Source organism: Lysinibacillus sp. DFXJR4 (assembly GCF_057196045.1).
In genome coordinates this window covers 133,799-155,170 of sequence record NZ_JBXUNW010000008.1, presented here as the reverse complement: position 1 = coordinate 155,170, position 21,372 = coordinate 133,799, and the positions used below count along the sequence as shown (strand labels likewise).

22 protein-coding genes are annotated in these 21,372 nt (G+C 34.6%); 10 read left to right on the top strand and 12 right to left on the bottom strand.

Annotated elements, in window-relative coordinates; all coding sequences use genetic code 11:
* Window positions 1–13 precede the first annotated feature (13 nt).
* Complete coding sequence (locus tag AC2CGN_RS16660) at window positions 14–436, top strand: hypothetical protein (RefSeq protein WP_484515014.1); 423 nt, start codon at window positions 14–16, stop codon at window positions 434–436.
* A gap of 123 nt (window positions 437–559) precedes the next feature.
* Here AC2CGN_RS16660 and AC2CGN_RS16655 read toward each other — a convergent pair whose 3' ends face one another.
* The 5 genes from AC2CGN_RS16655 to AC2CGN_RS16635 all read right to left on the bottom strand — a co-directional run bounded on the left by AC2CGN_RS16655 (window position 560) and on the right by AC2CGN_RS16635 (window position 7,223).
* Window positions 560–1,555 (bottom strand): S66 family peptidase, encoded by a 996-nt coding sequence (locus AC2CGN_RS16655; RefSeq protein ID WP_484515012.1) that lies wholly within the window; start codon window positions 1,553–1,555, stop codon window positions 560–562.
* 13 nt (window positions 1,556–1,568) lie between these two features.
* Window positions 1,569–4,118, bottom strand: a complete 2,550-nt coding sequence (gene mprF / locus AC2CGN_RS16650; protein ID WP_484515010.1) for a bifunctional lysylphosphatidylglycerol flippase/synthetase MprF — start codon at window positions 4,116–4,118, stop codon at window positions 1,569–1,571.
* Window positions 4,119–4,337: 219 nt separating this feature from the next.
* Window positions 4,338–4,829 (bottom strand): GNAT family N-acetyltransferase, encoded by a 492-nt coding sequence (locus tag AC2CGN_RS16645; RefSeq protein WP_429990865.1) that lies wholly within the window; start codon window positions 4,827–4,829, stop codon window positions 4,338–4,340.
* 87 nt (window positions 4,830–4,916) lie between these two features.
* Entirely contained in the window at window positions 4,917–5,621 is a 705-nt protein-coding gene (locus AC2CGN_RS16640) for a response regulator (protein WP_286923927.1), read from the bottom strand.
* Entirely contained in the window at window positions 5,622–7,223 is a 1,602-nt protein-coding gene (locus AC2CGN_RS16635; RefSeq protein ID WP_429990866.1) for an ATP-binding protein, read from the bottom strand. It abuts the gene before it with no gap.
* Between the two features lie 402 nt (window positions 7,224–7,625).
* On the opposite strand from AC2CGN_RS16635, the gene AC2CGN_RS16630 reads away from it, so the two are divergent.
* Entirely contained in the window at window positions 7,626–8,888 is a 1,263-nt protein-coding gene (locus AC2CGN_RS16630) for a dicarboxylate/amino acid:cation symporter (RefSeq protein ID WP_429980495.1), read from the top strand.
* A 46-nt stretch (window positions 8,889–8,934) separates the two neighbouring features.
* Here the strand turns inward: AC2CGN_RS16630 and AC2CGN_RS16625 are convergent, their stop codons facing one another.
* From AC2CGN_RS16625 to AC2CGN_RS16600, 6 genes are all read right to left on the bottom strand, one after another.
* The gene (locus AC2CGN_RS16625) at window positions 8,935–9,414 is read right to left on the bottom strand and encodes a hypothetical protein (protein ID WP_484515007.1); all 480 of its coding nucleotides are present in this window, start codon (window positions 9,412–9,414) and stop codon (window positions 8,935–8,937) included.
* Window positions 9,415–9,420: 6 nt separating this feature from the next.
* Window positions 9,421–10,083 carry a potassium channel family protein gene (locus tag AC2CGN_RS16620; RefSeq protein ID WP_054770830.1) on the bottom strand — a complete coding sequence of 221 codons (663 nt, stop codon included), beginning with the start codon at window positions 10,081–10,083 and terminating at the stop codon, window positions 9,421–9,423.
* A gap of 112 nt (window positions 10,084–10,195) precedes the next feature.
* Window positions 10,196–10,486: a hypothetical protein gene (locus AC2CGN_RS16615; protein WP_484515005.1), complete on the bottom strand. Its 291-nt coding sequence runs from the start codon at window positions 10,484–10,486 to the stop codon at window positions 10,196–10,198.
* Between the two features lie 21 nt (window positions 10,487–10,507).
* Window positions 10,508–10,738, bottom strand: a complete 231-nt coding sequence (locus AC2CGN_RS16610) for a hypothetical protein (RefSeq protein WP_484515003.1) — start codon at window positions 10,736–10,738, stop codon at window positions 10,508–10,510.
* Window positions 10,739–10,812: 74 nt separating this feature from the next.
* Window positions 10,813–11,268 carry a TlpA family protein disulfide reductase gene (locus AC2CGN_RS16605; RefSeq protein WP_286923922.1) on the bottom strand — a complete coding sequence of 152 codons (456 nt, stop codon included), beginning with the start codon at window positions 11,266–11,268 and terminating at the stop codon, window positions 10,813–10,815.
* A 90-nt stretch (window positions 11,269–11,358) separates the two neighbouring features.
* Window positions 11,359–11,901, bottom strand: coding sequence for a peroxiredoxin (locus AC2CGN_RS16600; RefSeq protein WP_286923921.1), 543 nt, complete (start codon window positions 11,899–11,901; stop codon window positions 11,359–11,361).
* 407 nt (window positions 11,902–12,308) lie between these two features.
* Here AC2CGN_RS16600 and AC2CGN_RS16595 point away from each other — a divergent pair, with 407 nt between their 5' ends.
* The 8 genes from AC2CGN_RS16595 (at window position 12,309) to AC2CGN_RS16560 (ending at window position 20,480) form a co-directional block, all read left to right on the top strand.
* A complete protein-coding gene (locus AC2CGN_RS16595) occupies window positions 12,309–12,851 on the top strand; it encodes a helix-turn-helix domain-containing protein (RefSeq protein WP_484515000.1) in 543 nt (180 codons plus the stop codon).
* 16 nt (window positions 12,852–12,867) lie between these two features.
* Window positions 12,868–13,974: an ABC transporter ATP-binding protein gene (locus AC2CGN_RS16590; RefSeq protein ID WP_484514998.1), complete on the top strand. Its 1,107-nt coding sequence runs from the start codon at window positions 12,868–12,870 to the stop codon at window positions 13,972–13,974.
* A complete protein-coding gene (locus AC2CGN_RS16585; protein WP_429980488.1) occupies window positions 13,964–14,773 on the top strand; it encodes an ABC transporter permease in 810 nt (269 codons plus the stop codon). The genes AC2CGN_RS16590 and AC2CGN_RS16585 overlap by 11 nt, the downstream gene beginning before the upstream one ends.
* Window positions 14,770–15,567, top strand: coding sequence for an ABC transporter permease (locus AC2CGN_RS16580; protein ID WP_283870986.1), 798 nt, complete (start codon window positions 14,770–14,772; stop codon window positions 15,565–15,567). The genes AC2CGN_RS16585 and AC2CGN_RS16580 overlap by 4 nt, the downstream gene beginning before the upstream one ends.
* A complete protein-coding gene (locus AC2CGN_RS16575; RefSeq protein WP_283870985.1) occupies window positions 15,564–16,637 on the top strand; it encodes an ABC transporter substrate-binding protein in 1,074 nt (357 codons plus the stop codon). Before AC2CGN_RS16580 ends, AC2CGN_RS16575 begins: the two co-directional genes overlap by 4 nt.
* Before the next feature lie 318 nt (window positions 16,638–16,955).
* Window positions 16,956–19,259 carry an ATP-binding protein gene (locus tag AC2CGN_RS16570; RefSeq protein ID WP_429984478.1) on the top strand — a complete coding sequence of 768 codons (2,304 nt, stop codon included), beginning with the start codon at window positions 16,956–16,958 and terminating at the stop codon, window positions 19,257–19,259.
* 5 nt (window positions 19,260–19,264) lie between these two features.
* The gene (locus tag AC2CGN_RS16565) at window positions 19,265–19,903 is read left to right on the top strand and encodes a response regulator transcription factor (RefSeq protein WP_283870983.1); all 639 of its coding nucleotides are present in this window, start codon (window positions 19,265–19,267) and stop codon (window positions 19,901–19,903) included.
* A gap of 22 nt (window positions 19,904–19,925) precedes the next feature.
* Window positions 19,926–20,480 (top strand): polyprenyl synthetase family protein, encoded by a 555-nt coding sequence (locus AC2CGN_RS16560; protein ID WP_484514995.1) that lies wholly within the window; start codon window positions 19,926–19,928, stop codon window positions 20,478–20,480.
* 98 nt (window positions 20,481–20,578) lie between these two features.
* Here AC2CGN_RS16560 and AC2CGN_RS16555 read toward each other — a convergent pair whose 3' ends face one another.
* On the bottom strand, window positions 20,579–21,274 hold the full coding sequence (locus AC2CGN_RS16555) for a transglutaminase-like domain-containing protein (protein WP_286923914.1): 696 nt from the start codon (window positions 21,272–21,274) through the stop codon (window positions 20,579–20,581).
* Between the last annotated feature and the right edge of the window lie 98 nt (window positions 21,275–21,372).

Sequence of the window (21,372 nt, the reverse complement as noted above, 5' to 3'; positions counted from 1 at the left end):
AGGAGCAACTACCATGAAAAACAAACTAAAAACTACACCAAACCAAGCAGTCCAAACATTTATTACAAACGGCAATCAAAAAGGAAATCGGCAACTTAAAGAAGAGCGCCTGCAGCAACTAGAAGAAACTTTAGCAGCACAAGGTATTTATCCTGGAGGGAAAGTACATAGAGTGCTAGAAAAGTTGATTTATGACCTTACATACAACGGAGTTATCAAAGTAAGCCGAGAACATTTAAGTAAAAAATTAGAGGTTGGTTTAAATACAATTTCAATAGCCTTTAAGTATATGGACCAATCAAAGCTGTTTATTCTCTCTAGAAACAAATCAGGGAAAACGAATAGTGGTTGTCGGGTCATTCTGGGTGTGCAGCATGTGAATTTTGAGAGCATGGAAGGAAAATTTTTGGGAGAGTTTTCGGTGTACTTGGATTAATTTCTACCTCTATGATGCTATTAGAAATACTGATATTTTCGCTATTGATTGGTTATAAAAAAACAGGTTTGTGCTATTTTTTTGATATTAAGAAAGCCATGCTGTTATGCAGGGCTTTTTCGTCTATAACCATTTCTCGATACAATAAATTTTTTGTGCATTAGCATCTAGCCTTACTTTTTTCCCAATGGCAATTGGATGTATAGGATGTGTATGACAAATATCAACCTCCGCTAAAATAGGAATGTTCATACCATCTAATTGCTCAAGCAATACCTCATATGGTTTACGCATACTCCCTAAATCCTCGTAACATTCATGCTTGCCTAAAATAATGCCACTTATTTTTTCAAATACTCCATGCAATTTTAGCATCGCAAAGTTTTTCTCCACAATGGCTATACTTTTACTACTATCTTCAATTAATAAAATATCCCCATCATCAATTTTTGGGAAATAAGGTGTCCCAATAAATCCATACATTGCATTTAAGTTACCACCTATTAGTCTACCTTCCGCAACGCCTTCTTGAACCGTCAGCCATTTATTTTGATACAACTTTTTTTCCACAGCCTTTTCTAGCCAATTAATAGGTTCATCTGACCAATTTGAAGGCATCATTATTTCATAAGGTAATACCTGAGGTTTAAGGAAATAATTTTCAAAAAACTGATATGTGTCATTGACTAATGGCTCAAACTCACCAAAAGAAGGAACTAGGGCTGGTCCATAATAGGTAGTAATTCCTGTTTTTGCGTACAGTGCTAGTAAAATAGCTGTTACATCAGAATAGCCAACAACGATTTTTGGATTGCTTTTAAATGCCTCATAGTCGATGTACGGCAGCATACTATTTGAATTTGTACCACCTATTGTTGACATGATGATATGGACATTGGAATTCCGTAGCAACTCATTAAATTCTGCAGCACGCTCTTTTGGGGTGCCTGAGCGATAAAAATCAGATTGGCCAGTCAGATTTCCATCAATTATGTTTATATTTCTTTGTTCAAGAAACGCTTTTGCTCGCTGAAAACGGGTAAATGCACGAACAGAAGCAGGTGATGAAGGTGAAAAGATACCGATGTTAATAGGACTGCTATTGTTTACTAAATTCATATAGTCTCTCCTTTCATTTTATTATAATTTTTCGTTGGACCTTTTTTCTCTTATTGCCAATTAACAATGTGATTTGCGCCATGGTAAATGGTAATGAAGATTTTTTTCGATACGCTACATATTTCGGTACCCAAAAATCAGCATATTTTAATTTAAAGTTTTTTAATCCTTTAAAATGATAGAAGTGCTGTCCATGTAAAAATATTTGCGAAGCTATTTTTTCACTTAAAAAGGAGTATCTAGACTGTCCGACATTTGATAAAGGCGACATCCCCATGTTAAAGACCCGATAACCTTCTGCTTTTGCCCATTCAAATAAAGAAAGGAAAATGAAATCCATTGTCCCAGATGGTGAACCTGGTTTAAAACGCATAAGATCTACTGAAACTCTTTCGCCATTATCGTACATCGGCATGATACTAGCAAAGCCAAACGTTCCTTCTGTACCACGTAAAACGGCAATGTTTGAGGTGCTTAAATAGTGTTCATCAAAAAAACCAAGTGAAAAGCCCTTCTCTGCCCTCCCCTGCAACCATTTTGTTGACACCTCTTGCAGTTCTTTCATAATTTCCTGAGAATAAGGTGGGCTTAGTATTTCCACTATATAATTTTCTCGTTCAAATTTATTTTTTATCGCTCGACTTCCCTTCATCTCTTTACCTGAAAATGTAAACTTCTCTAAATCTACAAAGGCTTCCTCGCCGAGCTTAAAAAAGCTATACCCATACTCGTGTAAAGCAGAAAAAATTTTATTGTTAATTTCATAAAAGACTGGTGTATAACCATGCTTATCGGCCAATTCCAAAAACTCTTGGATAGCGGGTAAAAAATCAGACTCATTTCCTACTGGGTCTCCAAGGACAATAATCTTATCCGCATATATTTGATAAGAGAATAAAACCGTACCCTTTTTATTCCAATGGACAAATTTATCATGTAAAAAAATTAAATGTGAATACTCGGTCCCTTTATAGGTTAGCAAATGGTTTTTGATAGCCTCCTCCTGCTCACTAGACAATAGCTTTCTCATTTTCTTAGGTGCACGAATAAAATAGCCTATATAAAAAATAACAATGGCGATAAGAATGCCAATTATAGCACTATAAAAAAGGTCTTGATAATCAGTGATCATATAGTTCTGCAGTGCACTAGGAAAATGAATTTTGGCAGAGGGTAAATTTACATAGCCAATCAACACATACATGGCAGTAATGACTATCACTATAGCAAGATCTAGTATGATGATTCCCCATGTCAACACATAGCTTTCCCGATAAAATTGCTTTTTGGACACCATTAATAACGCTGCGACAATCACTAAAAAAATTGCTTCCTCATAATCAAGGCCTTTAAAAATAGAAAACAGCGCTGAACTGCCTAGCACAACGATGGTAAGCTGATATGCCCTCTTTACTTTATATTTTATACCCCTACATAAGCCTAAGAGAATAAAGCCAGCTGCCACCGTCATTTGATGAGAGACATTCATAATTGGTGAGGATAAAAATTCCTGAGCTATTTTTAGGCGACTTAAAACCCCTGGCAAGGCTGCAGATAGCAATAAAATAATGCCAGAGATAAACACCAATATTGTTAATAGCATATGGCTAATCTTCTGAAAAATTATATTGGGTAGGTTATCCCAAGATTGATTCCAGCGTATCCAATATTCTTTAATAAATAATAGAGAGGAAATCAAAAATGGTAGCACAAAGTAGCCAATACGGTACAAAATTAATAAAAACAACACTTTTTCATCAGCAATTCCAATGCTCTGTGTCCCCCATAAAAAAACGAGATCAAATGAGCCAACCCCACCAGGTATCATACTCACTATTCCTGCACTAGAAGCAATTAAAAATATGGGAATTAGCGCAGATAATTCTATTGGGATCTTCAAAATAAACGTTAATATCCAGATTACTAAAAATACAGCAAGCCACTCAGCTACTGAAGTTACCATCAATTGAAGTGATATTTTTGGCTTTAGAGAACTTTCCTTTTTATAGCGAATAATATGCATAGCCAAAAATACTGGTACATATAGGCTAACAAGAATAACTGCAATCGATAACCATCGTTCTTCTTTCAGCAAAGGAAAATCCCAAAAGAATATATACATAATCCACGTTAGTAGAGAAATCCCTGTTAAATAAAACAGTGTTACCGAGGCAATATTTTTTAGCAAGCCCTCTTTATCCGCTTTATATTTGGAGTAGAAGTAATTACGCAAAAATATACCGACTAAACCACCAAAGCCAATAAGATTTGAAAAAGTATTGATGATAAACGAATGATTAAGCAATTTACATTTATTGATGTTAATTCCTAATATTTTCGCTAAAATAACATCATAAAAAATCATTGGTGTAATCGCAAAAAAGGTGATGAGAAAAATTAATAAAAGCTCCCATAGCTGTAGCTCATTCACTTCTTTTCGTAGTAAATGAACATCGACACCACTCACTGATTGTTGAATTTCATAAATAGCTATCGCCAAAAGTACTATTGGAAATAGAATCTTCAAAAATTTCAATAGTGACTCTTTTCGAACGTTAAACATATGCCAAACCTACTCCCCATAAGCTTTCTTAAATTTTTAAATTACCGATCAGTTCTAATTTTGAAGGTAAATGACTATTTCCCTATTGTAACGTATTCTTTGTTATATGTATCGTCAAAGCAAGGGACTACTATTCACACGAAGCTTCTCAGCCAAAAGAAAAGGTCATTTTCACTCCTCTATATTATAGAGAAGTAAAAATGACCCTATTTATAATTTTCAACCATTTTTTCTTAATTCATAAACAGCTTGTTCATGTCCAAATCTCTCCAATACCTGAACCTTGTGCATTCCTACTTTTTCAAGTAAGCGACAGGACGCGATGTTTGCTGTTTGTGTTTCTGCTACTAGGTACGGCAAATTTAAAACATTCAATCCATAATCTATAACATTTGTTAGTACCTCATATGCATACCCTTGCCCCCAATACTGCGGTAAAAATTGATATGAAAGCTCATATGCCTCTTTGTCATGATATTCATCTATTGAGACAAGTCCTATAAATTCATCCGTTTCCTTTAACGAAATATAAAGATATGTATTGGGAGATGGGGCTTCTAGCATTCCTCTAAATGAAGCTTCGATATAGCTTTCATTTGGGACGCCTCCTAGATAGGCTCTGACATTTACATCTGAGTAAAGTGCATTTATAGCATAATAGTGTTCCAGCTTTAAATGCTCAATTGTACAGTTTTTTGACAACCTTTTCATTTTATAATCTCCTTGTTTTTATCAAAGTTTAATACAACAATCAAAGGGAAATCAATCAATATTTAACAAAATTCAGGGAATAAGCATTTAAATATAATACCGATGAATAGGACGTCCTACGCTTCCATATTGGATATCTACTTTCAATAGATTTTGCTTTTCCAAAAAGTCTAGATAGCGTCGCGCTGTAACTCTTGCTGTACCTATATAAGTTGATACCTCCTCAGCAGATACTGCCCCACCACTTTCTTGAATATATGCAAGCACCTTATCTAAGGTAGCTCGATTAAACCCTTTTGGTAGCTCTTCTATAAGAATAGCATCCTTTCCTCTTGAAACTGCAACTTGCTCTGGAAGACGTTGCTGCATTAAATGATCAACATCATGTTGGGTTAAATCCTGCATACCGCTTATTTTCTTTCTGTAGTTTTGATAATTTTTCAAAGTCTGCTCAATTCTCTCAAACGTAAATGGCTTCATAATATAATCATAGACACCTAGGTGTAAAATACGCTGCACAGTGGGCATATCATTTGCAGCAGTTACAGCGATTACATCAACAGGAAGATGCTCCTCTCGGATTTTCCCTAACGTAATAATACCATCTTGCTCTGGCATAAAAATATCCATAAAGACAAGTTGTGGGGTTAATTGCCTAATCTTTTGAATTCCCTCAACACCATTGCTAGCATAGCCGATTAATGAAAAACCCTTGATTTGCTCAATAAATTGTCTGTTCACTTCTCGTACCATTGGATCATCTTCAATTAGTAAGACATTTATTACATCCATCTATTCTTCTCCTAACTCAAATAAGATTAAGAAACTTGTTCCTTTCATAAATTCACTCACTACTTCAATATCTCCATTGCCTTTTCTTACAATTTCAAAGATTAAATGCAAGCCAATGCCCCGGTTCTCACTAGCCTTTGTCGAAAATCCATTTTCAAACATACGAGCCTGCACCTCTTTGGACATTCCGATTCCATTATCAGAAACGCCTATTGCTAATACACCATCATGCTCATCTACAGAGATAGCTACATATTTATCATCCTTTGAAAGGACATTTAAAGCCTCAAAGGCATTTTCGATTAAATTTCCGAGTAAAACAACAAAATCATGATGATCTAAAAGAGGCGGAAAGCGTTTAAAATGACTTTTTCGGTCAATTTCAACCTCAATCCCTAGTTCTTTGCCATAGCTTACCTTACTCAATAATAAACCTGAAATATTTTCATTATGAAAACGTTCATTCAAAAACTTCGTTAAAGATGCTTCATTTTCGGTAGTGGCTGTTACATATTCAAGAGCTTGCTTTGTATGTCCCAATTGCAGCAGTCCTGCAATCGTATGAAGCTTATTTTTATGCTCATGGGTTTGTACACGTAATGCTTGAACAAAGGCTTTTACACCTGTTACCTCCTCCGCAAGCTTTTTCACGGCTGTTAAATCCTTAAACATGGCAACTGCACCGACTAGCTCATTATTCACAATAATTGGTACACGATTACTTAAAATACTATGATGATTAATGTAAAGCTCCTGATTATAAACAGGTGTTGCCGTTTCAACAATTTCAGGCAGACGAGTATCAGGCAAAACATCATAAATCTTTTGACCAATACAGTCCTCTATATTCCTAGTGACGCCTAATATGTCAGCCGCTTTTTCATTAAAAATGGTGATATTCATTTCCTTATCAACGGCTATTATTCCCTCATGCATTGCATTAAAGGTTTCTGTTCTTTCCACATACATCTTTGCAATTTCATGAGGTTCAAGCCCAAACATTTGTTTTTTTATATGTCGTCCAAGTGTATAGGCGCCCAAAATACTGAAAATCAACGAAATAACAATCGTAATAAAAATTTCTCGCTCATAACTTTGCAGCATTTCTAGCAGCGTTGGTAATGAATAGCCAACTACTACAATGCCCACTTGTTCTTTTTTGTCATTGATAATCGGAACAAATGCCCGTATCATGACACCCGATTCTCCACGTGCCTTCGATACATAATAATGCTCACTAAATGCTGCATTCAAATCCTGCGACTCACTTCGCCGCCCTAATTCTTTACTTACTGGGTGGGATAGTTTAATGCGCTCCATATTCATCACAACAATGTACTCTGCCTTATTGATGACCCTAATCCCATCTACAATTTTATTAATATTTTTGGCAGCTTCTTTCAGATTGTCATTTTTCAAATGTACACTTAGCTCTGGTACATTTGATACAGTGCGTGCAACAAGCATAGCACGCTGACCAAAATCTTTTTCTTGCTCAGATAATAAGTTACCGAGTACAAATATACCACCTAGTAAAAAGGAGAGTGCAATGATTAAAAATGTCACTAACAGTATCTTGCCGTTTACAGGCATTTTCATCATTAAAAACTCCTTCCTTTCCAATCTGCATTCTCATAATTAGTAGCACACCATATTCATGATATGTTTTTAAGATTATCTGCAATAAATTCTTTTGACAACACCTTTAGTCGACATAAGTAGGAGAAAATATTGAACTTAATGAACAATATTACAAAAAAATGATACAAAACAAGTTTTTTTATCACTTTTTGCTTTTGTATTATAACAATAATTAATTAACACTAGCGTACCATAACAGTGAAAGATATTGAAAATACTACATTTACATGGGAATACAAGCAAATGTACTTAATGAACGATATGTTTCTTATTTTCTAAATCTCTTTTTTTAAAAAGTATTCGCTATGATATTTCTAGTGAAAACGATATCAAAAAGAAAATTTAGAAAAGAGGTAGCGTAAAATGAAATTACTGAAAAATTTGACTGTTCAGGTTATAGCAGCTATCATCCTTGGAATTATTGTAGGGGCAATTTTCCCTGAGTTCGGTGCCAGCTTAAAAATCCTAGCAGATCTATTCATTAAATTGATTAAAATGTTAATCGCTCCAATTATCTTCTTAACAGTAGTTATTGGAATCGGCAGTATGGGAGATATGAAAAAGGTAGGGAAAATTGGAGGGAAGGCATTACTTTACTTCGAAATAGTATCTACAATTGCCCTAGCAATCGGAATTGCTGTTGCTTTAATTGTAAGTCCTGGTACAGGTTTAGATACATCAGGTGCATCTGAAGCTGATATTTCCAAATATACAACTGCTGCGGCTGAAACTGAGCAAGGCTTAGGTGCATTCATTTCAAGTATTATTCCAGAAAATGTAGTAGGTGCACTGGCAACTGGTCAACTATTACCTGTTTTATTCTCTGCTATTTTATTTGGTTTAGCTGCTGCTTCAATTGGTGCACCCGCAAAACCAGTAATCTCATTCTTTGAGCAAGTGGCAGAGATTTTCTTCAAAATTGTAAGTATGGTCATGAAAATATCACCAATCGGAGCTTTTGGTGCAATGGCCTATACGATTGGTAACTTCGGTTTAAAGTCACTAGGTAATCTAGGTTTATTAATGGCTGCTGTGTATATTACAATGTTTTTATTTGTTGTCTTTATTTTAGGAGCCATTGCAAAATTCTTTGGATTTAATATCTTTAAATTTATCGCATACATCAAAGATGAGATTTTCTTAGTTATCGGTACATCCTCCTCTGAATCAGCTTTACCATCCATGATGCGAAAGCTTGAAAATTTCGGTTGCTCAAAGCAGGTTGTAGGTTTAGTTGTTCCTACTGGGTATTCCTTCAATCTTGACGGAACTTCCATCTACCTATCAATGGCTGCATTGTTTATTGCACAAGCATATGGAATGGAACTCACTTGGATACAAATCATTACACTACTTGGAATTTTAATGATTACTTCTAAGGGAGCAGCTGGTGTAACAGGATCAGGATTTATCACATTAGCAGCAACTTTAGCTGCGTTCCCAATGATTCCTGTGGAAGGAATAGCACTTTTAATCGGTGTTGATCGTTTTATGTCTGAGGCTCGTGCTGTAACAAATTTAATTGGTAATGGTGTAGCTTGTGTTGTAGTGTCCAAATCTGAAAAAGAGTTTGATGTAACTATGCAAGAACGTGCACTTCAAGGAAAAGCCACTATTGTATCCTAAGAAAAAAAGGGTAGTGATGACAGCCATAGCTGTGTCACTATCCTCTTTATTTTCCATATTGCTCGAGTAAAAGCTGTGTGCTTGTAGATTGTTCAAGTGCTTTTTTCTCTTTAGCCCAGTATATTAAATATTGCTGGTCCCCCACACGAAAAACCATTTGCTGGAGCTCTTCACTTAGCTCGGAGCTAATTGCTACCTTTAAAATGTCTACCTCATATAGCGGTTTATCTTTTATATTGTAAACAATCCGATAGGCTGGTTTCTCTTCAAAGATAGCCCTTTCTTTTTTGCTCAAATTCCTAACATGACTTAGCGGATATTTTTCGTGATTGGTAACTGCATCCTCACCTGTTAAGCGAATGATAGATTGCTCTCCTTTAAAAAGCTCGATGCTATCTATTTGTGCTGCCTGATCCAAAATGGCTGAAATGGCTGCTTCCTTATTTTTTTCTTGAAACTGCATGGTAAACACAATAATTAGTATAATTGCTGCGAAAATGACTAATCTCCATCTACGTTTGTTCATTGGACACTACCCATTTAATGCCTTTTTCACAAAGCGGTTAATATCTACATCAGCCCCAATAACAAGCATAATATCCCCTAGTAAAATTTTGTCACTAGCCTGTGGTGAGACAATTATATCTGGGCCACGCTTGATGCCAACAATGTTAATACCGTATTTTGCACGAATATCTAAATCCATAATGGAGTAGCCTGCAATTGCATCATTTGCCTTTAACTCCATAATCGAGTGTTCATCCGAAAGCTCTAAATAATCAAGAACTGTATTAGATAGCATATTATTGGCAATCCGTATCCCCATATCACGCTCAGGGTGAACAACAAAATCAGCACCAATTTTGCGTAGCACCTTTTCATGATAATCATTTTGAGCCTTGACTGTAATTTGCTGCACACCAATTTCCTTTAAAATAATAGTTGTTAAAATACTGGCCTGAATATCTTCACCAATTGCAACAATTACATGCTCAAAATTTCGAATACCTAATGAATTTAGGACCGATTCATCTGTCGAATCCGCGATAACAGCCTGAGTGGCGATAGAAGCAAATTCATCCACACGCTCCGAGGAATGATCAATCGCCATAACCTGTGCACCCTGACTCATTAACTCGCGAACAATACTCCCTCCAAAACGGCCAAGTCCAATGACAGCAAACTCTTTTTTCATCATAAAAATCCCTCCGAAAACTACTATAACATTATTGTAACGTATTCTTGGTTATATGTATCGTCAAAGAGGATTTCAATTCGGCAACATTGAAGGTGTTTGGTTGAAAATACTAAAGATTGTTTTTAATTGATTTATGCTCAGGGAACTGCATGCTTTGATCAGGTTGGTGCTCTTTTTGATCAGCTTCGGTCCTTTTTCGCTCCGGTCTGCCCATTTTTTGATCAGCTTCAGCTCTTTCCCGCTCTGGTCTACCCATTTTTTGATCAGTTCCACCCTTTTTTCGCTCCGGTCTACACTTTTTCTGATCAGCTCTGACTCTTTTTCGCTCTGGTCTACCCATTTTTTGATCAGCTTCAGCTCTTTTTTCGCTCCGGTTTACCCACTTTTTGATCAGCTCCAACTCTTTTTCGCTCCGGTCCACTCACTTTCTGATCAGCTTCAGCTCTTTTTCGCTCTGGTCTACCCACCTTTTGATCAGCTTCAGCTCTTTTTCGCTCTGGTCTACCCGCCTTTTGATCAGCTTCACCCTTTTTTCGCTCCGGCCACACTCTTTCTGATCAGCTCCAACTCTTTTTCGCTCCGGTCTACCCACTTCTTGATCAGCTCCAGCCACTTCACGGTCAGTTTCAGCTCTTTTCAAATCAAACCACATTTCAATTAACCCCCACCCACTTAAAAAAACAAAAAAAGACGAGAATGTTAATTTATTCTCGTCCCATCCTAATCTTATTCAGCATTGCGCATTTCATCTAATACACGGTTTACACGTTTTTCTAGCATTTTCATACCGCTACCACCAGCTTGCATATGACGAAGCTGACCATCTTTATCAAATACAAAATATGCTGGCACATATTGGTTTTCAAAAGCATCTGTTAGCTTCATTTCACTATCTACAAAGATTGGTTGTACAATATCATGCTCTGCGGCTACTGCTTTAATTGTGTCTAAATCAGTATCTGCCTCTGAGCGCGGCATATGTACTGCTACAACATTTAGCTCATCCTTGAATTGATCGCGGAAATTATTTACATCTGGCATTGCTTCCTTACATAGATGGCAGCTGACTGACCAAAAATGAATTAATGTTGGCTTTTCACCTACTAAATCTGCTTTAGTTACTTCACCATTCAACCAAGTTGTTGCGCCTGCTAATTCTGGCATTTGTTCACGAAGTTTCATGTTTATATCCTCCTTTACCCTCTTCTAAGTTTAAAAATCCCCACAAACGTGTCGTGGGGAATTCAAAGTTGATAATTGACTCTATTTAAATTATAGAGTTGCTTGACCTGGACGCCAGTTTGCTGGGCAAAGACCACCAGTTTGTAAAGCTTGAAGTACACGTAAAGTCTCGTCAACATCACGACCGATGTTGTTATCGAAAACTGTTTGGTATTTTAATTCGCCTTCTGGGTTGATGATGAATAAACCGCGTAGTGCGATACCTTCTTCTTCAATTAAGACACCATACTCTTTTGAAATTTGGTGGTTTGTATCAGCAGCTAATGGATACTTTAATTCACCAAGACCATTTTGAGTGCGGTCAGTGTTAATCCATGCTAAGTGTGTGTGGATTGTATCCGTAGACACACCAATTACTTCTGCATCTAAGTCTTCGAACTCGTCGTAACGATCGCTCATCGCAGTGATTTCAGTTGGACATACAAATGTGAAGTCCATTGGATAGAAGAAAAGAACAGTCCATTTGTCTTGTGCTTTAATGTCTTCCAATGATACTTTGCCAAAAGATTTGTCTGGAAGTACAGCTTCCATTGTAAAGTCAGGTGCTTGTTTACCTACCATGCGTTCTGCCATAATAAATCCCTCCGATTAAATATGTAGTGTATATTATTCCATTCGCACTAGCGAACTCGTCTTCTACGATAGCAGAGTAATCGTAGTTTTTCAAACAAGTAAACTTCGTTAAAGGACATGTTTCAAATTATCTGACAAATTTTTGTCAAATCCCAAAATGGAATAGCAGCTACAGCCTATTTATTAACTATTTTTAACATTTTTATTCTAAAATAAACAAACTTTTTCTACCTATGATTTATGTTAAATTTCTAAAAATTTTTTCTTCTTTTTTTTCCATAAAAACGATTGCATATCTAAAATTTTTATGTATAATTGTAATGGTTTTAGTAAACTAAAAGTTTTGTTAAAGTAAACTTCATATTTCAAAAGTTTATGATTGCTAAACTTCTTCTAGGAGGGAAAAGATGCAAATAGGAGCAAAAATTAAAGCGCTTCGTTTAAAAAAAGGTCTTACCCAAGAGGAACTTGGAGAACGTACAGATTTAAGTAAAGGCTATATATCCCAATTAGAACGTGATTTGAATTCACCTTCCATTGAGACACTCTTTTCAATATTAGAAGTGTTAGGTTCAACACCTAAGGAATTTTTTGATGATGAATCACCTGAACAAAAGGTTGTTTATACAGAGGAAGATCAATCCACCTATACGGATGAAGAAAAAAAATATGAAATTCAATGGCTTATTTCAACATCAAATGAAAAAGAAATGGAGCCTATTTTCCTAACGCTTGCTGCTGAAGGTGAATTTAAGCAATTTGAACCCTCACTCTCCGAAACCTTTATATATGTAGTAAAAGGGCGTATTCGTCTCGTTTTGGGGAATGAACAGTATATCGCTAGTGAAGGCAATGCTCTCTATTTTGATGCGACAGATCATCATCAAATTTTTAATGCACATGCTGCTGAAACAAAGATTTTGCTTGTCGCAACGGATTCATACTTATAGCTAAGGAGGCGCATCTATGACAACGAATTCAATTATCCGCTTTGAAAATGTTTCAAAGTCTTATAATGACGGCACGATCGTCCTAAAAAATATTAATCTAGAGCTAGAAAAAGGGAAATTTTACACATTACTAGGTCCTTCTGGTTGTGGTAAAACAACCATTTTACGAATTATTGCTGGCTTCACTGAACCGTCTACAGGAGATGTTTATTTTCACGATAAAAAAATCAACTCAGTGCCAGCAAATGAACGTCAAGTAAATACAGTCTTTCAGGATTACGCACTCTTTCCTCATTTGAATGTCTTTGAAAATGTCGCATTTGGACTACGTATTAAAAAGCTGTCTGAAAACGAAATTAAGGAACGAGTGGCTGAAGCATTAAAATTTGTTAACCTTGCTGGATACGGAAATCGTGAAATTTCTGAAATGTCAGGTGGTCAACGTCAGCGTGTAGCAATTGCTCGTGCGATTGTGAATGACCCAGAAGTAATTTTATTAGATGAACCTCTTTCAGCTTTAGATTTAAAGCTACGTACTGAGATGCAATATGAGCTGCGAGAATTACAGCAACGTCTTGGCAAAACTTTTGTCTTCGTAACACACGATCAAGAAGAGGCACTCGCTATGAGCGATGAAATATTTGTACTAAGTGAAGGACAAATTCAACAATCAGGTACACCTGTTGATATTTATGATGAACCCATTAATCGCTTCGTAGCTGACTTTATAGGAGAATCAAATATTGTCCCTGGTGTAATGATTGACGATTTCAAGGTAGAATTTGCTGGCAAAATATTCGAATGTGTAGACCAAGGGATGAAGCCAAATGAAAAAATCGATATTGTTATTCGTCCTGAGGATTTAGAAATGACAACTATTGATCAAGGTAAACTTATCGTAAAAGTGGATACACAACTTTTCCGTGGCGTGCATTATGAATTATCCACATATGATAAGGATGGTAATGAGTGGCTTGTCCATTCTTTAAAAAAAGCTGAGGTAGGGACAGAAATTGGCTTAGATTTTGATCCAGAGGCGATTCATGTTATGCGTTTAAATGAAACCGAAGAAGAGTTTGATAAACGTTTAGAAGCATATGGAGATGAAGATGATGCAAGCTAAAACATCAAAATCAGCCTTATTTCCATACGTTTTATGGATTGCACTTTTCGTTATCGCACCAATTGCACTGGTTGTATACTATTCCCTACTAGATATACATGGCGATTTCACGTTTGATAACTATAAAGCTTTCTTTACTTCTGTTTATTTAAAAATGACATTAAGCTCATTCTGGTATGCGTTTTTAATTACCTTCTTTACATTATTAGTTTCGTATCCTACAGCCTATTTTTTAACAAAAACTAAGTATAAGCAGCTTTGGCTCCTGCTAATCATTATTCCTTCTTGGATTAATCTTTTGTTAAAAACATACGCTTTTATCGGAATTTTTGGCTTGTACGGTCCGTTGAACGCATTTATAGAAGTATTTGGCTTTGATCCAAAGCAAATGTTATTTACAGATATTAGCTTTGTATTCGTATCGGTGTATATTTTTATACCTTTTATGATCTTACCTATCTTTAATTCTTTAGATCGTTTAAACCCTACTCTTATTTATGCAGCACGTGATTTAGGTGCATCTGCTTTTACGACATTCCGTCGCGTTGTACTACCTCTAACTATGGACGGTGTTAAATCAGGCATACAGGTTGTATTTATCCCTGCATTATCTTTGTTCATGATTACACGCTTAATTGCTGGAAACCGCGTGATTACCCTTGGTACAGCTATTGAACAACAGTTCTTAGTGACTCAAAACTGGGGAATGGGCTCAACTATTGCCGTATTCTTAATTTTGTTCATGGTCATTATTATGCTTATTACAGGACAAAAGGATAAAGGAGGTCGCGTACGATGAATAAATTATCAGCTTCCGCAAAAGTGTATTTAGCGATTGTTTTTATCGTCTTGTATGCACCTATCTTTTACTTAATTTTTTATTCTTTTAACAGTGGTGGCTCCATGAATAATTTTGAATCCTTTACACTCGAACATTATAAAGCTGTATTTGAGGATTCCCGCCTATTAGTTATTTTAATTAATACAGTCATCGTAGCTCTACTATCTGCTTTAATTTCAACAATTATCGGTACATTAGGTGCAATTGGCATTGTAACGGTGAAAGATGCAAAAATGCGTAATACATTACTTTCATTAAACAATGTATTAATTGTCAGTCCCGATGTTATTATTGGTGCGAGCTTTTTAATTTTGTTCACGATGGTAGGTATTAAATTAGGCTTTGCTTCTGTATTATTAGCACACGTAGCTTTTAGTGTACCAATTGTTGTACTGATGGTTTTACCAAAGCTGCTAGAAATGAATACATCATTAATTGATGCTGCATTAGATTTAGGAGCAACAAAAAAAGATGTGATGATGCGTGTTATTTTACCGTATATTCAGCCTGGTATCTTTGCAGGGTTCTTTCTTGCTCTTACGTATTCTTTAGATGACTTTGCAGTGACGTTTTTCGTAACTGGCAATGGCTTTAGTACATTATCTGTGGAAATTTACTCTATGGCACGTGCTGGTATTTCCTTAACGGTAAATGCTATTTCTGGCTTAGTATTCTTCGTAACGGTGATTGTCGTAGTTGGCTATTATTTCATCACAAGTCGTGCTAGTAAAAGAACGGAGGGACAACAATGAAGCAATTAATTCAAGCTACAATTGCGATACTTGTCGTGTCCGCCCTATTATTCTACGCTGCGGATGCCTTAAGTGCCGGTGGTGGAAAAAGTGGGAAAAACACGTTAACGATCTTTAACTGGGGAGAATATATAGATCCTGATTTGCTAAAGCAATTTGAAAAAGAAACAGGTATTCATGTAATTTACGAGACGTTTGATTCCAATGAAGCCATGATGACAAAAATTCAACAGGGCGGAACAGCTTATGATATTGCTGTCCCTTCAGAATATATGATTGAAAAAATGAAGGAAGAAAATTTGTTGATTCCTTTAGATAAATCGAAAATTCCTAATTTAAAAAACATCGACCCTTACTTCTTGGATCTACCATTCGATGATGACAATAAATATTCCGTACCTTATTTTTGGGGAACAGTAGGTATTGTCTATAATCCAAACCTTGTTGGTGATTTAGATTTCTCTTCATGGGATGATTTGTGGGACCCTTCATTAAAACGAAAAGTCTTTTTAGTAGATGGTGCTCGTGAGGTAATCGGGATGGGCTTAAATAGCCTAGGATATTCGCTGAATTCATTGGATAATCATGAATTACGTAAAGCTACAGACAAATTAATTACACTTGCCCCAAATGTTAAGGCCATTATTGGTGATGAAATTACCCCTTTAATGATCAATAATGAGGCTACTGTAGCCCTCACTTGGTCTGGGCAGGCAGCAGACATGATGTCAGAAAATGAAGAGCTAGATTTTGCAGTTCCAGAGGAAGGCTCAAACTTGTGGTTTGATAATATGGTCATCCCGAAAACATCTAAAAATATTGAGGGTGCTCATAAATTCATTAATTTTATGCTAAAAGCTGAATCGGGTGCCCAAAACGCTGACTATGTTGGCTACTCTACCCCTAACATTGCAGCAATGAAATTAATGGATAAGGAAGTTGTATCTGATGAACGCTATTATCCTTCTGAAGAGCAACGAGAAACATTAGAAGTATATAAAAACTTAGGTCCTGATTACTTAGGTAAATACAATGAATTATTTTTAGAATTTAAAATGAGTATTCGATAGATTTAAAAAAGTGATGAAAAACAAAATGTTTTTCATCACTTTTTTTGTTGAAGAATGCGATGTCTAAAGAAAGAAACATTTTTATCGTGGTAGCCATGTTGATGATTTTTGCATAACATCTGCTTTATTAGTATTTTGTAATACCTTTTGGATAATATTTAGCTTAGAAATGGAAAGATAATCAGCTAACTTTAATTATTATAAATTAATGAATGAATCTTATCTATTATCATAGTATTCCCTTTCTTTCAATTTGTTTACAATTTATAATAACATTAAAGAGGTAATTATAAACTTTTTCCTAGAAAGGGTTAAACTATGAGTAATAAAAGAAAAATACTATTTTTGCAATTACTATTTCTAATAGCCCACTTCTTTTTAATATTCGTTATGTCAACCCCCTATATCGGTATAGATGTGCAGTATAATAAAAATGGTAAAATCATTATTTCCAATATTTATGAAAATGATGGCTGGGCACGCTATACCAATCTCGCTATCGGTGATGCCATTTTAGAAGTAGATGATATTGATGTGACGATGTTCAATAAGCATTTCAAACACAATAATTGCTTTGTTCATGGTTCTAAAATAAAAATTATAAGAAACCAAGAAATACATTACATACAAGCTCCACCTGATTCTCTGAAATACACTTTTCAGGAAATCATAATTCCAAGTTTATTTTCTCTAACTGTTTTTATTCTGACTCTTTTTATTTACCAACAAAATAATAAAGTTGCATTTTATTTAACAGGATTCCTATTGTCGATGTCTCTTAGTTTTTTTGCTTCGACTGAATCTGGAAGAGGAGATATTGTATCAAGTTTCCTAATTGGCATATTTTTTCCATTATGCTCTCTTTTTTTAATACAGTTCTTTCATATACTGTTATTCGAAAAAGGAATTATCAAAAACAAATGGTTAACCTTCTTTAAAATAAATAGATTCCTTTATTTTATAATTATTATTTTAAAATTATCGACACTTTTTTCAGATTATAATTTTGGTGCTATCAACACCATACTAATTTTAAGTTATTTTTGCCTCAATATTTGTTTTTCTATTTTGCTACTGATTTATTTTTACTTGACTACTAAAAGTACATATCATGAAGTTTTTTTTAAATGGTTAATATTAATTCATGTTTGTGCATTTATCCCTTTTATTTTTTTTCACGCTGTTCCATTTATCTTTAGACTACCTTATATACAAGATGATTTGGCAACTTTCACCTTATTTATTATCCCTATTGGGTATACTTATATTGTGTTGACTAATCGCTTAATAGATATTAATTTTATTTTAAAACAAATTCCATATTATACATTTTTAACATTTATCCCCACAGTGATTTTGATGATTTTCGTTATTAGTGAAAGATTCTACATAGATAATATCGTTTTGTATTCTTTCATTTTATTTTTCGTCATTCTTACTATCAATATTGTGACATTATTTTTAAAAGAAAAACTAGATTTTCTTTTAAAAGATAGTTTTCTTTATCAACAGTCCTTTTTTTCTAATAATTTAAATGAGTTTTCACAAGAACTAGCTTCTGTTATGAAAGAAGATGATTTAGAAGACTTATTACTTCATCAAATCAAAGAAACCTTAGATCCTAAAGTTTTACTCTTGATACGCATAAATTATCAAACCAATGAGTACCAATGTTTTGATTTCATGCAAAATAATGAAGAAAGTATACTAGCAGATTCTATTAAACTTAAGCTGAGGAATAATCATTCAGATATATTAATTGATCATCCGAATTATCTTGGCATTCAGCTTTATGAACATCATCATATAGGCACGTATATTTGGATTAGCAAAAAAAGAAATAATACGACGTTTAATTTACATGAAAAAATGTGGTTAATAAATATTGTTAAATACGTAAGATTAGTCTATGAAAATTTAAATATCGTAAAAAATATAATTGCAACCATCGAAAATAGAGACACAACTAATCATCAATCATCCAACACTCTTACTCGATTTTTATTGCAATTGAGTGAACAAGAACGTAAACGATTAGCGTCAGATTTACATGATTCTGCTTTACAAGATCAAACAATTTGGTATCAGAAATTAGATCAACTTATACAAAATTCAAATACTTTACAGAAGGGAGACTTAGAGACATTAAATAAAATCAAGAACGGCTTATTGGATGTTATTAAGCAAATTAGAGACACCTGTAGTGAGTTACGTCCCAACTTTTTATTAAATACTAATTTTACTGCATCTTTAGAGGATCTTTGTAAAAAGAAACAGGCGAAAGCTAGTTTTAGCCTTCGATATGAATTTCAACTTTCTAATTACGCAAACAATCATAATTTAACAGTCTCTATCTACCGTGTGCTCCAAGAATTGCTTACCAATGCTGAAAAGCACTCTAATGCCACATTAGTGTCCATAGAAATGTGGGAGGATGATCATTTTATTTTTTTAGATTATAAAGACAACGGTGTAGGGATGGACAAAATTAGTGAGCAGTATAATGAAGATCATATTGGATTAATTGGTATAAAAGAACGTATTCATATTTTAGATGGAGAGATTGAATTTATTACGGAACTTACTCAAGGATTACAAATTTTAATAACAATTCCGAGGTGAGAACATTGATTCAGCTATTAATTGTAGACGACCATCCAATGGTTGGTCTCGGTACTAAGAATATACTGGAGGAAGTAACAGACTATAATATTACTTATTTATCAAATTGGCAGCAGGTCATACAAGACATTAAGAAAAAAACATTTGATCTTTATTTATTGGATATTAATATGCCAAACTGCTCTGGCATCGAATTATCGAAAAAAATCTTACTTACCCATTCGGATGCTAAAATCATACTCTATACGGGATTTGATTATTCCTGTGAGTTGAACACTCTAATAGAATTGGGAATTTGCGGCATTATAAGCAAATCTGCATCCTATCAGGAATTGGTGATAAATATACAAGCTGTACTAAATGGTTATGTAATGATTCCAAGGGAAATGTTAATTCGTTCGCTACCGTCTAACATATCTCAAGGATTATTAGTTGCGGAACATCAACAACAATTTTCACAAAAGGAGATGGATATTTTAGAGAGTTTAGCCAAGGGCGCCAGCAATAAAGAAATTGCAGATGAACTTTTTATGAGCATTCGTGCTGTTGAATATAATCTAACTAAAATATATAAAAAGTTATGTGTGAATTCTCGTTCTGAGGCAGTTGCAAAAATTTTAAGTAACAGTCGTGCTCAATTTTAATAATATACAGGACGGGGATGTATTGATTTATCCTTGGTCAAACGTTAATTTAGGGAAAAATTTTATTAATGTGTTTTTATTAACGGCTCTCCATAAAGTGACGCCTGACAGCGTGGAAGCTAGAAACGTTATCAGTCAGCAAATTCAATTATTATTGCTCCAATCAATCAATGGACAACAAAAAGATATGCATAACCGTATTTCTAATGAATCCGAATATTTAGAAATGGTTAGTTTAAAATCTGGCTCTCTTATAAAGCTGGCTTGTATTTTAGGTGCCGTAGATATTCCACCAAAAACCTTGGAAACGATTAAAACATATGCAAATTACTTAGGTGTCGTAGCCCAAATTCGTAACGATGTACATGATCTGTTAGCAGACCATACTATCAATGATTTACATATTAAAAAGGTTAATTTGCCAATTCTCTACCATCTATGCATAGAGGATAATAATTTTCAATCGATTAAAAATTACTATCAAAGTAATGGATATTTTAATGGTGGAGCTATCCCCTATTGTCATGCTCCAGAAAAATTATTCTACTATAAATTCCAAGTCAGTATTAATGATTAGACGCTCACTAGTGCAGCACGTGAGCAGTTATTAAATATAGATATTTAAAGCATAAAAAAGGACATACTCGCTTTCAATTTCGAGCGAGTATGTCCTTTTCACTGATCTCTCAACATATCTAACCTTTTATTTATTTTCTTTCTTTTTTTATTAAACAACATCTCTTTCAGCTTACTATCCGTATTGTTATATTTCTTAAATAAATCATCTGGGTTATCAAATATTCCTAAATCATCTGTTATGGAAAAGCTTTGGACATATACACTTTCACCAGTCCAACAGAGATTTATATTATTTTTATCCTTAACTGAAATTCCATAACCGATAAATCCTTCATTAAAGCTACATAGTCGACTTTTCACTTGCTTTAAATACGAATCGTCTATAATCACACCTTCTAACACAATCCAATCATCATGTAATTGAACCTCCGTCCAAGCGTGAACAATTTTACTTGGTGCTAGTAGATAAGTAATGCCAGTCAATGCTCCCTTTTGCATTTTTTTATCAATAAGGAATCCATGTATTCTACAAGGAATCCCAACTGCTCTAAGTAAAGCCATTAGAAGCGTACTTTTTGTATTACATTGCCCATATCCATCGCGTAATACTTCAGAAGCGGGAATATCATCTGTCCGATTATAGCCAAACTTAATTTCATTTCTTACAAAATCATAAATCTCTTTAATTCGATCTTCATAGGCTAAGTCACTCCATCCTCTTTGTTTAACTAATTGCTGGAGAGCTTCGTCTTGAAAATTTAGCATGGCTGTCGGTTCCAAAAATTTCATCATCAGTATTCACCCTTTTCTTCTTCTCTAAATACCCTTATATTACTATTATATCTATGATTATCCATTTACACTAGAATATCTTATGATTAATAATTTTT

Coding starts and splice junctions, on each gene's coding strand:
- AC2CGN_RS16660 (WP_484515014.1), top strand. CDS start 14: ATGAAAAACAAACTAAAAACTACACCAAACCAAGCAGTCCAAACATTT.
- AC2CGN_RS16655 (WP_484515012.1), bottom strand. CDS start 1,555: ATGAATTTAGTAAACAATAGCAGTCCTATTAACATCGGTATCTTTTCA.
- mprF (WP_484515010.1), bottom strand. CDS start 4,118: ATGTTTAACGTTCGAAAAGAGTCACTATTGAAATTTTTGAAGATTCTA.
- AC2CGN_RS16645 (WP_429990865.1), bottom strand. CDS start 4,829: ATGAAAAGGTTGTCAAAAAACTGTACAATTGAGCATTTAAAGCTGGAA.
- AC2CGN_RS16640 (WP_286923927.1), bottom strand. CDS start 5,621: ATGGATGTAATAAATGTCTTACTAATTGAAGATGATCCAATGGTACGA.
- AC2CGN_RS16635 (WP_429990866.1), bottom strand. CDS start 7,223: ATGATGAAAATGCCTGTAAACGGCAAGATACTGTTAGTGACATTTTTA.
- AC2CGN_RS16630 (WP_429980495.1), top strand. CDS start 7,626: ATGAAATTACTGAAAAATTTGACTGTTCAGGTTATAGCAGCTATCATC.
- AC2CGN_RS16625 (WP_484515007.1), bottom strand. CDS start 9,414: ATGAACAAACGTAGATGGAGATTAGTCATTTTCGCAGCAATTATACTA.
- AC2CGN_RS16620 (WP_054770830.1), bottom strand. CDS start 10,083: ATGAAAAAAGAGTTTGCTGTCATTGGACTTGGCCGTTTTGGAGGGAGT.
- AC2CGN_RS16610 (WP_484515003.1), bottom strand. CDS start 10,738: ATGTGGTTTGATTTGAAAAGAGCTGAAACTGACCGTGAAGTGGCTGGA.
- AC2CGN_RS16605 (WP_286923922.1), bottom strand. CDS start 11,268: ATGAAACTTCGTGAACAAATGCCAGAATTAGCAGGCGCAACAACTTGG.
- AC2CGN_RS16600 (WP_286923921.1), bottom strand. CDS start 11,901: ATGGCAGAACGCATGGTAGGTAAACAAGCACCTGACTTTACAATGGAA.
- AC2CGN_RS16595 (WP_484515000.1), top strand. CDS start 12,309: ATGCAAATAGGAGCAAAAATTAAAGCGCTTCGTTTAAAAAAAGGTCTT.
- AC2CGN_RS16590 (WP_484514998.1), top strand. CDS start 12,868: ATGACAACGAATTCAATTATCCGCTTTGAAAATGTTTCAAAGTCTTAT.
- AC2CGN_RS16585 (WP_429980488.1), top strand. CDS start 13,964: ATGCAAGCTAAAACATCAAAATCAGCCTTATTTCCATACGTTTTATGG.
- AC2CGN_RS16580 (WP_283870986.1), top strand. CDS start 14,770: ATGAATAAATTATCAGCTTCCGCAAAAGTGTATTTAGCGATTGTTTTT.
- AC2CGN_RS16575 (WP_283870985.1), top strand. CDS start 15,564: ATGAAGCAATTAATTCAAGCTACAATTGCGATACTTGTCGTGTCCGCC.
- AC2CGN_RS16570 (WP_429984478.1), top strand. CDS start 16,956: ATGAGTAATAAAAGAAAAATACTATTTTTGCAATTACTATTTCTAATA.
- AC2CGN_RS16555 (WP_286923914.1), bottom strand. CDS start 21,274: ATGATGAAATTTTTGGAACCGACAGCCATGCTAAATTTTCAAGACGAA.